Source organism: Nocardiopsis gilva YIM 90087 (genome assembly GCF_002263495.1).
GTDB lineage: Bacteria > Actinomycetota > Actinomycetes > Streptosporangiales > Streptosporangiaceae > Nocardiopsis_C > Nocardiopsis_C gilva.
This window is the reverse complement of record NZ_CP022753.1, coordinates 5,122,632-5,138,091: the sequence shown is the minus strand read 5'-3', so window position 1 is coordinate 5,138,091 and position 15,460 is coordinate 5,122,632. Positions and strand designations below refer to the sequence as shown.

General features: G+C 69.9%; 8 protein-coding genes. 6 read left to right on the top strand and 2 right to left on the bottom strand.

The features are described 5' to 3' along the window. Positions 1–163 precede the first annotated feature (163 nt). The 4 genes from CDO52_RS22755 (at position 164) to CDO52_RS22740 (ending at position 3,991) form a co-directional block, all read left to right on the top strand. Positions 164–1,393 (top strand): ABC transporter ATP-binding protein, encoded by a 1,230-nt coding sequence (locus CDO52_RS22755; protein ID WP_017620985.1) that lies wholly within the window; start codon positions 164–166, stop codon positions 1,391–1,393. Further along, positions 1,390–2,325 carry an ABC transporter permease gene (locus tag CDO52_RS22750; RefSeq protein ID WP_094932687.1) on the top strand — a complete coding sequence of 312 codons (936 nt, stop codon included), beginning with the start codon at positions 1,390–1,392 and terminating at the stop codon, positions 2,323–2,325. Before CDO52_RS22755 ends, CDO52_RS22750 begins: the two co-directional genes overlap by 4 nt. Beyond that, positions 2,322–3,002, top strand: coding sequence for an ABC transporter permease (locus tag CDO52_RS22745; RefSeq protein WP_094932686.1), 681 nt, complete (start codon positions 2,322–2,324; stop codon positions 3,000–3,002). Before CDO52_RS22750 ends, CDO52_RS22745 begins: the two co-directional genes overlap by 4 nt. An 89-nt stretch (positions 3,003–3,091) precedes the next feature. Then, the gene (locus CDO52_RS22740; RefSeq protein WP_017620988.1) at positions 3,092–3,991 is read left to right on the top strand and encodes an ABC transporter substrate-binding protein; all 900 of its coding nucleotides are present in this window, start codon (positions 3,092–3,094) and stop codon (positions 3,989–3,991) included. Positions 3,992–4,331: 340 nt separating this feature from the next. On the opposite strand, the gene CDO52_RS22735 is transcribed toward CDO52_RS22740, so the two are convergent. Together CDO52_RS22735 and sppA are read right to left on the bottom strand one after the other, a co-directional pair. Then, on the bottom strand, positions 4,332–4,799 hold the full coding sequence (locus CDO52_RS22735; protein WP_033301808.1) for a flavin reductase family protein: 468 nt from the start codon (positions 4,797–4,799) through the stop codon (positions 4,332–4,334). Between the two features lie 23 nt (positions 4,800–4,822). Continuing rightward, positions 4,823–6,568: a signal peptide peptidase SppA gene (gene sppA / locus CDO52_RS22730; RefSeq protein ID WP_017620990.1), complete on the bottom strand. Its 1,746-nt coding sequence runs from the start codon at positions 6,566–6,568 to the stop codon at positions 4,823–4,825. Between the two features lie 104 nt (positions 6,569–6,672). Here sppA and CDO52_RS22725 point away from each other — a divergent pair, with 104 nt between their 5' ends. Next, a complete protein-coding gene (locus CDO52_RS22725; protein ID WP_017620991.1) occupies positions 6,673–7,404 on the top strand; it encodes a hypothetical protein in 732 nt (243 codons plus the stop codon). A gap of 288 nt (positions 7,405–7,692) precedes the next feature. Further along, positions 7,693–15,408: a type I polyketide synthase gene (locus CDO52_RS22720; protein WP_017620992.1), complete on the top strand. Its 7,716-nt coding sequence runs from the start codon at positions 7,693–7,695 to the stop codon at positions 15,406–15,408. The last annotated feature ends 52 nt before the right edge of the window (positions 15,409–15,460 follow it).

Below are 15,460 nucleotides of genomic sequence, written 5' to 3'. Positions count from 1 at the left end.
GATCCGCTTCCCAGGGGCAGTGCTTTCCAGAGACCTGCCTTCCGGAGACCTGCTTTCCAGAGACCTGCTTTCCAGAGACCTGCTTTCCAGAGACACCGCCCCCTGCCATGCCCATGAACCACCAGGGGCTTCACCGCCCGGATGAGAGACGCGGCCACCCACAATGATCACCTTCGAGGGCGTTTCCAAGCGCTATCCGGACGGAACCGTCGCCGTCGACGACCTCGACATGACCGTCCAGGCCGGGCGGACCACCGTGCTCGTCGGGTCCTCCGGCAGCGGCAAGACCACCGCCCTGCGGATGATCAACCGCATGGTGGACCCCACGGGCGGCGTCATCTCGATCGACGGTGACGACGTGCGCTCCCGCGACCCCGCCGTGCTGCGCCGGTCGATCGGCTACGTCATCCAGCAGGCGGGGCTCTTCCCCCACCGCACCATCGTGGACAACATCGCCACCGTGCCGCTGCTGCTCGGGCGGCCCAAGCGCGCGGCGCGGGCTCGGGCCGGTGAGCTGATGGAACTGGTGGGCCTCGAACCGGGCCAGGCCAAGCGTTACCCGCACCAGCTCTCCGGCGGGCAGCAGCAGCGCGTCGGCGTGGCTCGCGCGCTGGCCGCCGACCCGCCCATCCTGCTGATGGACGAGCCGTTCAGCGCGGTGGACCCCGTCGTCCGGGCCAGCCTCCAGGAGGAGCTGCTCCGACTCCAGTCCGAGCTGCACAAGACCATCGTCTTCGTCACCCACGACATCGACGAGGCCGTCAAGCTCGGCGACGCCATCGCCGTGTTCCGCCCCGGCGGGCGCCTCGCCCAGATGGACCACCCCGAACGCCTGCTCGCCGATCCCGTCGACGAGTTCGTCGAGTCCTTCATCGGCTACGACCGGGGGGTGCGGCGGCTCTCCTTCTTCCCGGCCGGGAAGCTCTCGCTCCGCGGCGACGTGGTCGTCGGCGCCGACATGTCGGCCGGCAGAGCGCGGTCTCTGGCCCGGACGCTCGACGAGCCGTGGCTGCTGGTCGTCGATGCCGAGCGGCACCCGCGCGGCTGGGTCTCGGCCGTGGTCCTCGACGGCGCCGAGGGCGACCGGAAGCTCGGCGACCTGGACCTGGTCGCCTACGGGCACGTGTTCACCGTCCCCACCGACTCGCTGCGGGCCGCCCTGGACGCCGCGATGCTCTCGCCCGCCGGGCGCGCGGTCGGTGTGAGCGAGGACGGGACGGTCGTCGGTGTCGTCTCACAGACCGATCTTGGCTCGGCCATCTGGTCGGTGGGGGAGTCCGACGGCAGCGGGGCCAGCGGGACCAGCGATGGGACCAGTGACGGGACCACTGACGGGACCACCGCCACGCCCGAGGAGGGCACCGAGCCCACGGCGAACCGGGGTGCGCCATGACCGATGGCCTGTGCACGGCGGTGCGCTCCCTCGCCTCGGAGGAGACCGAAGGTCCGTCGCTGCTCACCTGGACCTGCGACAACTTCGCCACGATCGTCTGGCCCCGGCTGGTCGAGCACACGCTGCTGTCGTACGCCCCGATCCTGCTCGGTCTGGCGCTCGCCCTGCCCATCGGCATCGCCAGCGCGCGGTGGCGCCCCCTGTACCCGCCGGTGCTGACGGGTGTGAACGTCCTGTACGCGATCCCGTCGATCGCGCTGTTCTTCCTGATGCTGCCCTACACCGGGTTCAGCCTGTGGACGGCGATCATCCCGCTGACCCTCTACACGCTGACGATCCTGGTGCCCAACGTCGTCGACGGCCTCAACCAGGTGCCCGACCACGTGCGCCAGGCCGCCGTCGCCATGGGTTTCGGGCCGCTGCGCCGACTGCTCCAGGTGGAGTTGCGCATCGCCATCCCGGTCGTCATCGCGGGCCTGCGGGTCGCGGCGGTCGCCACGATCAGCATGGTGAGCGTGGCCTCCCTGGTCGGCCTGGGCGGGCTCGGCCAGCTCATCCTCAGTGAAGGGTTCAAGCGCCAGTTCCCGGCCCCGATCATCGTCGGCGTCGTGCTGTCGGTGGCGCTGGCCTTCCTCACCGATGCCCTGCTGGTGCTCCTGCAGTATCTGCTGACCCCGTGGACGCGGCGCGATGACCGCGGCAAACAGAGCCGGGGCGCCGCACGCGGCACGACGCGGACCGAGCGGCGGGCCGCCGACGGGTCGGCGGAGTCCGACACCGCGGCGGTGGCGGCGGTCCCCGCGGGTGCGGGATCCGGCACGCCGGGACCTGCTCATCCGGGGCCTGACATTGGGCGAGCTGACACTGGCGGACCTAACACTGGGGGACCTGACCGACCCGGAGGCCGAGCGCCGGGGGAGGGCGACCGATGAACGTCATCATGTGGATCCTGGAGTGGCTGGCCCAGCCCGAGCAGTGGGTCGGGCCCAGCGGCATCCCGGTCCGCTTCGTCGAGCACGCCGGCTACTCCGGCCTCGCGCTGCTGCTGTCGGCGGCCATCGCCGTCCCCCTCGGCCTGCTCACCGGGCACACCGGCCGGGGCGGCTTCCTCCTCGCCAGCCTGGCCAACTTCGCCCGCGCGCTGCCCACCATCGGGGTGCTCTTCCTCGTCGTACTGCTCGTCGGGATCGGACTCCTACCGGTCATGGTCGCCCTGGTCGCGCTCGCCGTTCCGCCGATCCTGGTCAACACCTACGAGGGCGTGCGCAACGTCGACCCGCAACTCAAGGACGCGGCCCAGGGCATGGGCATGCGCGGCGCGGAGGTGCTGTTCCGCCTCGAACTCCCGGTCGCGCTGCCGCTGATCCTGCTCGGTCTGCGCACCGCCGCCGTCCAGGTCATCTCCACCGCCACGATCGCCGCCTACGTCGGCATCGGCGGACTCGGCCGCTTCATCGTGGACGGTCAGGCCCGACAGGACCTGCCGATGATGCTGGGCGGCTCGCTGCTGGTGGTCGTCCTGGCGCTGGTCGTGACGGCGCTGTTCGGCTTCCTGGGGCGGGTCCTCGTCGCACCGGCGCTGCGCCGCGGCACGCCGGCCGGCCGCTGATCCGCACACCGGACATTCCACCGCCGACCCGAACCCGATCCCCATCAACCGCGTGACGGAAGAGAAGAAGGCACGACATGCGTAGACCGATGCGATCCGCGATCGTGGGACTCGTCCTGGTCCCGCTCCTCGCCGCCTGCGGCGGCAGCAACCCTTACGGCGACGACGGCAGCGGCGGAGGCAGTGGGGGCAGCGGGAAGATCGTGGTCGGGTCCGCCGACTTCCCGGAGAGCACCCTGCTCGCCCACATCTACGCCAAGGCGCTGGAGGCCAAGGGCATGGAGGTGGGCACCCAGCTCAACATCGGCAGCCGCGAGGTCTACTACGACCAGATCGCGGAGGGCAACCTGTCGGTGTTCCCCGAGTACAACGGCGCCATCCTCTACTACCTCGACCCGGACGCCACGGCCACGGACACCGAGCAGACCAACAAGGCCGTCGCGGAGCGCCTGCCCGAGGGGTTGGAGATCCTTGATCCGGCCCCGGCCGAGAACAAGGACTCGGTGTCGGTCACCCGGGAGACCGCCGAGAAGGAGGGGTTGAAGAGCCTCAAGGACCTGAAGAAGGCCGCCGGCGACATGACGCTCGGCGGACCTCCCGAATTCGAGACCCGTCCCCAGGGAGTCCCCGGACTGAACGAGACCTACGGCGTGGAGTTCAAGAACTTCCGCGCGCTGGACGCCTCGCTCCTGCCGCAGGCGCTGAAGAACGGCGATGTGCAGGCCGCCAACCTGTTCACCACCGACCCGGCGATCGTCAAGAACGACTTCGTGCCGCTGGAGGACCCCGAGGGCCTGTTCGGCACGCAGAACGTCACCCCGCTGGTCAACAGCAACGCCGTCGACGACAAGGCGCGCGCCGCGCTCAACGCCGTGTCCGCGAAGCTCACCACCGAGACGCTGAGCAAACTCAACGAACGCGTGAGCATCGACCACGAGAACGCCGCCGACGTCGCGGCGGACTGGCTTGACTCGGCCGGACTCGCCTGACCCTCCGTTGATCTCGGGGATATTGGGGTCAAAATCGCCCGTGAGACCCCGATATCTCCGAGATCAACGAAAGGGGCGGCCCTCGCGCCTCGGACGGCCGTCCACCGGGCCTCGCGCAGCCGGTGGACGGCCGTGATGTGGGGACAGGTGTGGGATCGGGGCATGGGGATGGGTTCACAGGATCATGGCCAGGATCAACCCGACCACGAGGATCCCGAGAACCGTGTAGAAGCCGTCCATGCTTCCATTGCACAGCGGACATGGCGCCGGAGAAACTAGCGGTTGGGCGGGAATAGGCTCTCCCCAAGGTGCGGGGAGCAACCTCTCTAGAGAGTTTCGGCTACCGCAGACCGCGGTAGCGTCCGCCGTACCTGATCAGCGGAGATGTCCCCGCCCGCGCGCCCGCCACCTCCGGCAGGCCCTCCACCGAGGCGAGGTAGACGATGTGGTCCCCGGCCTCCACCCGCTGGCTCACCGAGCACTCCAGGGCGGCGATCGCCGAGTCGAGGATCAGCGCTCCGCTGTGCTCGCCCCGGTGGTGGGCCTCGGCGGCCACCAGCAGCCGGGCCGAGGGACGCCCCTCGGCCGAGAACCTCCCGGCGATCGCCCGGTGGCGCTCGCCGAGCACGTTCACCGCGAACCTCCCGCGCAGGTCGATGACCTCGCACAGGTAACTCGTCCGGATCACGCTGACCATGACGATGGGCGGCTCGGCGGAGATCGACGCGAACGCGCTCACCGTGCTGCCGATGTCGTCCAGCTCGTCGGACACCGTCACGACCGTCACACCGCTGGGGAAGCGGGCCATGGTCTCCAGGAACTCACCGGGGTTCACCGGATCTCCCACATCTCGGGCATCACCAGCGGGCCTTCCGCGGGCAGCCCGAGGCGCTCCGCGATGTGCGCCAGCGGGCCCCACATGCTGAGCCGCGCCTCCCCGCTCTCACTCTTGTCCTCACTGGACTCCGCGGGCACCAGCCGGTCCAACGGGTTGGGCTGCGGGAACAGGCGCAGCGGCGCCGACACGCCGAGCCCCGCCTTCGCGCGGGCCATCCGCACCGCCGTGTCCAGCCCGCCCAGCTCGTCGACCAGGCCGCGCTCGTAGGCGTCCCGCCCGGTCCACACACGCCCCCGGGCCACCTCGTGGACCTGCTCCCGGGACATGCCGCGCGCCTCGGCCACCTTCCCGGTGAAGTCGTCGTAGATGGTGTCGAGCAGTGTGTTCACCCGCTCCCACTCCGACTCGGTGAACCCGCGGTCGGTGGCGAACATGCCGGAGTGCTCGCCCCCGTCGATCGAATCGGTGCTGACGCCGATGCGCCCCATCAGGCCCTTGAGCACCGGCTTGCCGACGAAGACCCCGATGGATCCGGTGATCGTTCCCGGGTGGGCCACGATGGCGTCGGCGCCCAGCGTGATGTAGTAGCCGCCCGAACCGGCGACGTCGCCCATCGTCGCGATGACCGGGGTGCCGGACTCGCTGGTCAGCTTGCACTCACGGCGGATGATGTCGGAGGCCACAGGCGACCCGCCGCGGCTGTCCACCCGGAACACCACCGCCTTCACGTGCGGATCACGGCGCGCCGCACGGAACGCGGCCGCGATGGTGTCGGATCCCATGCCGCTGCCGCCGCCCATCGGGGAACGGCGGCTGCGCCCCGTCTGCACCGCGCCCGCGGCGTTGATCAGCGCGATGAAGCCCTCGCGCCGCACGGCCGGGACACGCGCGGCCATCACCTGGCGGTGCTGGTAGCGGGGGACGAACTGCAGCATCGGCCGACCGCCGTCGCCCGGACCGCCCTGGCCGCCCTCGCGTTCCCCGGAAGCGAAGCGCCCGAGCAGGTCGTCGATAATCTCGTCGCGGTAGGCGAGGCGGTCGACGAGCCCGCTCTCCAGCGCCTCGGACGCGGGGAACGGGCCGCGTCCGATCAGCTCGCGGACCCGCTCCTGGGTCATCCCGCGACCCGCGGCGATGCCCTCGACGACCTGGTCGCTCAGCGACGCGACGATCCGGCCGGTGGCCTCGCGGTGCGGTTCGGTGTACCCGCGCTCGGTGAACATGTTGACGGCGTTCTTGTACTCGTGCCGCGCGCCGACCTCGTACTCCACGCCGAGCTTGTCGATGGCGTCGCGCACGAACGTGGTCCGGATGCTCAGGCCGGTCAGCCCCACGGTGCCGGTGGGCAGCAGCGCGATCTCGTCGAAGCCGGCGGCGAGGTAGTAGGGGACCGTTCCGGGGCCGAGCTCGCCGAACGACTCGCTCCAGGCGACCGCGGTCTTGCCCGCGTTCCGGAACGCGCGCACGGCGGTGCGCAGCTCCTGGACCTGGGCGAAGCCCAGCGGCTTGCCGTCGACCTTGGCGATCAGCGCCTTGACACGGGGATCGAGGGCGCCGCGCCGGATCCCCTCGACCACATCGGTGAGCCGCTGCCGCCGCTTCGCCAGGATGCGGCCGATGGGGTCGGCCGGGACCTCGTCGGTGATGCCGTCGGTGAGGTCGAGTTCGAGGACCAGCGGGGCGGTACGCCGCTGGCGGATCTGGGCTACGGGGTCGAGCAGCTTCGCTACATCGGGCATGCCCACAGGCTAGTGGCCGGGACGGTACGCGGGCGATGGCGCACTATGCCGAGTCCTCCCGATATCGTCGGAAGGTCACCCCCGGCGCCGAGAGAGGGAATCGCATGTCCGATACGTCCGGCCGCACGCGCGTTGGGTTCTTCCCCACAGGCAGGGTCTTTTCCCTCCCGGCTCTCGCAGCGGCCGCCACGGCGTTGACGCTGGTCGCGGCCGGATGCGCGGGCGGCGATTCCTCGGACGGCTCCGGCGACGGCGCTCCCAAGGCCGACGCCACTTACAGCGGGGTCGTTCCCGCCGCCGAGGCCCCGGCCCCCGAGGGGTTCTCCAAGGCCGGGATCCAGAAGATCACGATCAACGCCCCCGAGGGCTGGCAGACTGACAAGTCCAACGGCACCCTGTGCATGCGACCGCCCGGTGAGTCCAAGTGCGGTTACGGGTCCCTCCAGGTGCTGCCCAAGGTCGCCAAGAAGGACCCGAACAAGTGGCCCACCAAGGACCAGGCGTTCGACAAAGACGAAGGCTGGGCCTCCGCCCCCGACACCTGCCGCTCCCTGAATACCTGGGAGGACGGCAACGTCAAGGTCAAGAGCCAAAAGCTCCAGCCCCTCGTGGAGAATGAAGGTCTCAAGCCAGGTCTCGTCTACCTCGCGGACGGCCTCAAGGCGAACTACCGGGCGTGGACCGTGACCTGCGAGAACAACGACACCTTCGAGGTCCGGCTGTGGCTCCTGCCGTTGAGCGACATCGCCGTCTACGCCTGGTCCGTCGACAGCCAGTACTCCGCCCTGTACGACAAGGTCGCCGAGTCCATGAACACCAAGAAGTACAAGCGCTGAGGCGGCCGCCGGTCGCTGCCGAGGAGTAGTGGCGCCGGTGCCGAGGCAGCGTCCGCGTGACGCGTGCACGCCCGGTCCCATCCGCCGGTTCTGCGTCCCTCCCTCTCCCTTGCCCTCGCTGGGCGCTTTTCGGGCGTGACCTTTCCCCTCAGGTTCGCGTCGATCCGGGCTGCACCCCTGGGCAGTGCACAGTGCCGTACGTAGCCTCGTAGACGCACAAAGTGGTCATTGCTGGCGGTGAGGCGCATTCGTCGCTGCCATCGGTCAACGTGCACGGGGGAGGGGTCCATGGGGAGGATCGTCGACGGGGGCGGCCATCCAGCGATCGCGATCGTCGGTGCCGGGTGTCGGCTGCCGGGCGGTATCAACGACCTGGACACGCTGTGGGCGGCTCTGGAGGAAGGGCGTGACCTGGTCGGGCGGGTGCCCGATGACCGGTTCGAGGCGGCTCGGTTCGTGGACGAGGCGATGCCGCGGGTCGGCAGGAGCTACACGGCGGCGGGAGCCTTCCTGGACGACATCTCCCTGTTCGATGCCGACTACTTCGGGATCTCTCCGAAAGAGGCCGAGCAGATGGATCCGCAGCACCGGTTGCTGCTGGAGATGACGGCCGAGGCCGTGGACGACGCCGCGATCGACCCGGCCCGCCTGGCCGGTACCGACACCGGGGTGTTCGTGGGCATCTCCGACGTGTCCTACGGCGGGCTGCAGATGATGTCTCCGCAGGCGATCGGTCCCTACGCGGCGCCGGGTGCGACGCACTCGATCGCGGCCAACCGGCTCTCCCACGTCTTCGACCTGCGCGGGCCCAGCATGGCGGTGGATACCGCCTGCTCCTCGTCGCTGATCGCTTTGGAGCGGGCCTGCCGACAGGTGGCGTCCGACGGCGGGGTGGCGCTAGCGGGCGGGGTGAACGTCCTGCTCAGCCCGGCCGTCTACATCGCGTTCTCCCAAGCCGCCATGCTCTCACCGAAAGGTCGGTGTGCGGTGTTCTCGGCCGAGGCAGACGGCTTCGTGCGTGCCGAGGGCGGCGGCATGGTCGTGCTCAAACGGCTGGAAGACGCGGTGGCCGACGGTGACCGGATTCACGGCGTGCTGGTGGGGTGGGGGTCCAACAGCGACGGCCGCACCGCCGGACTCGCGTTGCCCAACCCCGATGCGCAGGAGGACCTCCTGCGCACGGTGTACGAACGGGCCGGGGTGGATCCGGACGAGCTGGTCTACATGGAGGCACACGGGACCGGAACCCTGGTGGGGGATCCCTTCGAGTGCCGGGCCCTCGGGCGCGCTCTGGGACGGCGCCGCTCATGCCCGCTACCGGTGGGATCGATCAAGTCCAACATGGGCCACCTCGAGCCGGCCTCAGGCATGGCGGGGCTGTTCAAGACACTGCTCGTGCTGCGCCGCGGCCGGATTCCCGCGTCGCTGCACGCCTCACCACTCAACCCCGACATCGACTTCGACGGATTAGGGCTGGCTCCGGCGGTCGAACCCTGCGCGGTCGAGCCCCTCGCCGCGGAACGTCGCACGGCCGGCGTGAACTCCTTCGGGTTCGGAGGCGCGAACGCCCACCTCATCGTCGCCGCCCCGGCCGAAACCCCATCGGATTCCCCGACGGACGAGCAGGCCGGCGCGCCCTCCGCACACGACCGGGAGGAGACCACCGGCGCACCCGACTCCACCGGGGATTCCGCTGCCGATCCGGACTCGGCCACCGCCCTACCGATCGTGGTCTCGGCGCGCAGCCCCAAGGCCCTGGCCGTGGCCGCCGAACGGATGGCGGATCGGGTGGCCACGGCCGACTCCGGGGAGTTCTACGACGTCGCCTACACGTCGTGTGTCCGCCGGGGCAAGCACCCGTACCGCCTCGCGGTGCTGGCTGGCAGCGGTGACGAGGCCGCTGGGAAGCTCAGGGCGGCTGAATCCGCCACGAGCACGCCTGCCGCTGACGACGGCCGGACGGCGTTCGTGTACAGCGGCAACGGCTCCCAATGGGCGGGGATGGGCGCGGATCTCCTGGCCGTCGACCCCGTGTTCGCCGAGGCGGTGGCCGAGGCCGACGCCGAGCTGGGGCGCTACCTGGGGTGGTCGGTGTCCGAGGTGATGGCACGGCCGCGCGACGAGTGGGGCTTGGGCCGCACTGAGGTCGCTCAACCGATGCTGTTCGCCGTGCAGGTGGGGCTGACCCGCGCTCTGGAAGCATGGGGCATCCGCCCTGCCGCGGTCATCGGGCACAGCGTGGGTGAGGTCGCCGCGGCATGGGGAGCGGGCATGCTCAGCCTGCGCCAGGCCGCCTGGGTGGTGGCCGCACGGAGCGAGGCGCAGGCCCCCACGGCCGGAAGCGGTCGCATGCTGGCCGTCAGCCTGTCCGCGCAGGAGTCCGAGACGCTGGTGGAGCGATTCCCCGGGGTGGAGATCGCCGGGGTCAACAGCGACCGCGACGTCACCCTCGCGGGGACGGGCGCGCAGATCACGGCCCTCACCGAGGAACTGGAACAACGGGGCGTGTTCGTGCAGCGGCTTGACCTGGACTACGCCTTTCACAGCCCGGCCATGGACCCGATCCGCGAGCCGCTGCTCCGGGCCCTCGATGGATTGGCTCCGACTTCGGGGCGCATCCCGCTGGCCTCCACGGTGACCGGGGACCTGATCGAGGGAGCCGAGCTGACGCCCGAGTACTGGTGGCACGGGGTCCGCGACGCGGTTCTGTTCGCCGCGGCCGCTGATCGGCTGCGGGACTCGGGGATCGGCGTCTTCGCCGAGGTCGGCCCCCACCCGATCCTGTGTGCCTACCTGCGGCGCGTCACCGCCGGATCGCCGCACAGGCGCTACACGGTCACCGCCACCCTGCGCCGCGACACCGGCGCCGTCCAATCGATGGATGCCGCCGTCACACCTCTCATCGCGGCAGGGGCTGACATCGACTGGAGATCGACGTTCTTCCGGCGTCCGGGGCGGGCGGTGGATCTTCCCTCCTACCCCTGGCAGCGCGAACGCCACTGGAACGGAACCCCCCACCACTGGGCCGGGCTCCCCGGCAGCCCTCTCGATCATCCGTTGCTGGGAGCACGGCTGCCCACCGCCATCCCCACCTGGGAAGGGCCGGTCGAACCCGCGATCGTCCCCTGGATCGCCGACCACAAGATCACCGGGTCCGTCATCTTCCCCGGCGCCGGCTACATCGAAATGGCGCTGAGCGCGGGCCGACGCGCGCTCGACCACCCGGTTGAGGCATACAACTGGGAGTTCACCCAACCCCTGGTCATCCCCTGGGCCGAGGCGACCCGTGTGCGCCTGCGGACATCGCTCTCGCCCAACGACGGCGCCATGCGCATCGCCAGTTCCGAGAAACATGATGGCCGACCGCGCCAGCACGCCCACGGCCGGGTGCGCCGCCTGCTCGGACAGGCGCCCCCGCCCCTGGACGTGACCGCCATCCGGGTGCGGTGCGAGCGCCACGTCAGCGGTGCCGAGCACTACGAGCGGGTCGCCCAGGAGGGGTTCCTGCAGTACGGCCACCGATTCCAGGTGCTGCAGGACCTGTGGGGCGGCAGTGCCGAAGTCATCGCGGCCTATCACCACGATGCCGACGAGCAGGGTATGGAGGTGCACCCGGCACTCTTCGACGGCGCCCTGCAGGCGGTCGCCCCACTGATCGAACAGACGGCGCGAGATGAGCCCTTTCTGGTCGCATCGATCGGCACCGCGAGAGTGTGGCGCACACCGGCCGACAGGGGATGGGTGCGGGTGCGCGACCGCACACGCATTCAGGGAGAAATGTGCTGCGACATCAGCGTGACCGACGAACAGGGCGCGGTCACCGTGGAGTTGTCCGGGGTACGCGTACGGCGTGTCACCGGTCAGCGGAAACGACCGGTGGCGGTGCAGCACACCGTGGTGCGCGCCGCTCCCCACCCGGACCAGCCCGCCGATGTCTCGCCGCTGCCGGAGCCGGAACTCCTCGCCGCCCGTGCCGCCCGTCGCATGGACGATGTACGCGACACCTGGCCTGGAGGGGAGTACGCGCGCTTTGTCGAACGTGTCTCCCCGATCATCGCGCGATTCGGTATTCAGACCCTCCTCGCGGTGGCACCTCGCGCCCGAGAAGGCATCACGTGGGAGGAAGCACGGACCGGCCTGCCCAATGCCTCATTCCGGATGCTGGAGACTCTGGCCTCCTCCCCCGACGCCCACGACTTTGTGGAGTCACTCCCCTGTGGAGAGGTGCGGGTGATTCCCTCTGAAGCCGACGAGCCGCACGCCGTCTACGAGCTCGTTCACGACCAGCCGTCGTACGCGAACATCCTCGTCTTCCTCCTCCACCAGTTGCGCCACTTTCCCGAGATAGCGAGCGGTGAGCGCGACCCCCTGGAACTGCTCGCCGACGAGAGCACCGGTGAAATTGTTCGCCAGTTGTTCGCTACATCTCCGCCCAACCGCTTCTGCTACCAGTTGGCACAAGCACTCATAGAGCAGATCGTGGCCGCTTGGCCGACCGACCGGCCGCTACGGGTGGTGGAGGTGGGGGCCGGTACGGGAGGGTTCACCCAGGCCGTGCTGCCCCTCCTGCCCCCAGAGCGCACGCGATACACGTTCACCGATGTCTCGCCGTTCTTCTTCGCCGCGGCGCAGAAGAACCTCGCGGCCTACGATTTCGTCGACTACCAGGTCCTTGACCTGGACACCGACCCTGCGGAGCAGGGGTTCACGCCTGGCGGGTACGACCTCGTGCTGGCCGCCAACGCCCTGCACACCGCCCGTGACATGGGCGCCGCGATGCCCCGCGTCGCCTCCCTCCTCGCCGAGGGCGGGCAGCTGCTGGCGGTGGAGTTCCATAACCGCTTCCTGCTTACCGGCCTGTTCGGGACGTTGGAGAGCCACTGGGACGCCGTCGATACCGAGCTGCGACCGCATGGAAAGGCGCTGGCCCGCGATCAGTGGCCGGATCTGCTGCGCTGTTCGGGTTTCCAGAACATCGTCCAGACCGGTTCCCCCGAGGAACCGGGATACAGCGACTTCTCGGTGCTGCTCGCCGCCACCGGGGCGGAGGCGCCGCCTCCGCCGGTCGGCGCGGCTTCTCTCCACGCCGGGGACGCCGCCCTAACCGACGATTCCGCGGCCACGGGATCCGACGCCGTCTCGAATCCGCCCTGCCAGCTCATCGCGGTCGAGGCCGAGGCGGAGCTCCCGCTGGCCAACGCCGTGGCGGCCGCTGCCGAAGCCGCGGGTTCCAAAACACAGGCCGTCGTCGCTCCCGACGAGTCCGGCGCCTGGGCGGACCTGCTTGCCGAACAGGAGGAAACCGTCTCCATCACTCTGCTGCTGGCGGAGCGGGACGAGACCGGGCCGGACAGTGTCTCCCGGACCGTCCAGCGCGCGAAGCTCGTGCGCTCCATCGTCGCGGCCCGAGGTGACCAGAGCGAGACGATGGTGCGGTCACTGGTCGTGGTCACGCGGCCCAGCGGCGCGATGCCCGCTCCGGAGAAGCCCGAAGCCCCGCTCGACGCCGCGATGTGGGGTATGGCGCGGACGTTGGACAATGAGCTCTCCGACGTGCGGATCACCCGCATCAGTCTGGAACGGAGCGGTGACACGGACGTCGACGCGCGTCGGCTCGTCACCGAACTGCTCGGGGAGACAGCCGAAGATGAGATCGTCCTGACGCGCGGGGGCCGCTTCGTGCCACGCGAGATCGAGCATGTCCCCGAAGTTCCCTCCGCCGAGGTGGACGCCTTCGCGCTCGATGTGCGCGAGCCCGGCTTGAGCTACCACTTGCAGTGGGTCGAGACCGACCGGCCCGAGCCTGTTCCTGGAAGCGTGTGCATCGAGGTGCGCGCCGCCGCACTGAACTACCGCGACGTCATGCAGGCCATCGGCCTGTTGCCGGCCGAAGCGGTCGAGGGGACGCTGACCGAGCAGGGGCAGGGGCTGGAATGTGCCGGTGTGGTCACCGCTGTCGGGGCGGGTGCGGAGGGCCTCGAGGTGGGGGACCGAGTGTTCGCCCTGGCACCCAACTCCCTCGCCTCCCACACGATCACCGCGGCCCACGCGGTCAGCCGGATCCCTGACCACATGACGTTCGCCGAGGCCGCCACCGCGCCGGTGGTGTTCACGACGGTGCAGTACGCGCTGGGCGACCTCGCCCGGCTGGCCTCTGGCGAGACGGTCCTCGTTCACGGTGGCACCGGGGGCGTCGGCCTGGCCGCTCTGCAGTACGCCCGCGAGAGGGGAGCGCGGGTGATCGTGACGGCGGGCAGCGAGATCAAGCGCGGCCTCCTGAAGTCCATGGGTGTGGACGACGTTCTCCACTCCCGCGACTTGGACTTCGTGCCGAAGGTCATGGAGCTGACGGGGGGCCAGGGCGTCGACGTGGTACTCAACTCCCTGGCCGGGGAGGCCATTGCCCGCGGGCTCGAACTTCTCAAACCCAGCGGCCGGTTCATCGAACTGGGCAAGCGCGACATCATGATGGACGGGTCGTTGCCGTTGAAGCCCTTCCACCGCAACCTGACCTTCTGCGGCGTCGACCTCAATGCCCTGCTCGACCGCCCCGACTACGCGCGCGGCGTGTGGTCCCACGTCACCCAGCGGATCCACGACGGCCGGTACCGCCCATTGCCCTACACCGCCTACCCCGCCGCCCGGGTGCGGGAGGCGTTCACCCTTCTTCAGCACTCACGGCACATAGGGAAGGTCATCGTCACGTTCGACGAGCCGGGCGAGCCGGTCTCCGTTCGTCGTCGCACGGTGGTCGCGCCGCAGCTGGACGCCGAGGGCACCTATCTGGTGACCGGCGGACTCGGCGGATTCGGTGCGGCCACCGCGCGTCATCTTGCCGAGCGCGGCGCACGCCACCTCGCGTTGGTGTCCCGCCGCGGTGCCGAGGCGCCTGAGGCGTCCGATCTGCTGGCGGAGTTGGCCGAAGGAGGGGTTCAGGCCACCGCCTACGCGGCCGACTGCTCCGACGCCGACGCGATGGCGGACGTCCTGCGGCGGATCGACGCCGACGGGTACCAGCTGCGCGGGGTCGTGCACGCCGCGATGGAACTGGACGACGATGAATTCATCGACCTGACAGGCGATCGCATCGCCTCGGTACTGCGACCCAAGATGGGAGGGCTGCAGGCACTCGACTCGCTGACCCGTCGATGTGACCTCGACCTGTTCTGCACCTATTCCTCGCAGAGCGCGAACATCGGCAACGTTCTCCAGGCGAACTACGCGGCGGCCAATCTGTACACCGAGGCGCTCATCCGCCGACGGCGAAGCCGCCACCTGCCAGGGCTGGCCGTGGCATGGGGCCATATCGGCGACGTGGGATACGTCGCCCGCCAGGGGCTCAGCTCCGTGGCGGAGGGCCTGGGCGCGGAAGCCGTCACCTCGACGCGGGCGATGGGCGTGCTCGACGGCCTGATCCAGGGATTTCGCGACGCCGACGTGGCCGTCGTTCATCGCACCGATTGGGGGATGGCCAGAAGGAATCTGCCCTCGCTCCTTTCACCCCGCTTCGGGATGCTGCTCGACGGCGACGTGAACCTTACCGGGGCCGATCGGCAGGACATCATCGCCGAGCTCAGCAAACTGCCGACCGACGAGGCTCGCGCCGTGATCATGGATCATCTGACCGAGCTCCTCGCCGATGTGATGCACATCGATCCTGACCGCCTCGACCCGGACAGGCGGCTCGACGAGTACGGGCTCGACTCGCTCATGGCGGCCGAGCTGCTGACCACGATGAGACAGCAGTACGCGTTCGACATTCCGCCCCTGGAACTGCTGCGCAGCGGTGGCACCATCTCCGGTCTCACCCAGACCATCATGCTGCGCCTGGGCCTAGGCGTCTCCACGGGATCCGCGACGACCGCCGCCTCCGAAGCCGATACCCCTCCAGAATCCGAAGCCGAAACCGTGGGCGATGCGGACTCCGAAGCGGACACAGGTCGCGGACCCGAGGCAGACACCGAACCGGGAACCGAGCAGGCGCTGGCCGCTGAGGCGGGCTGAGCCGGGCCGGGCGACCCTGCGGACCGGGGCCGCCGCCCCCTCTCCGCTCACG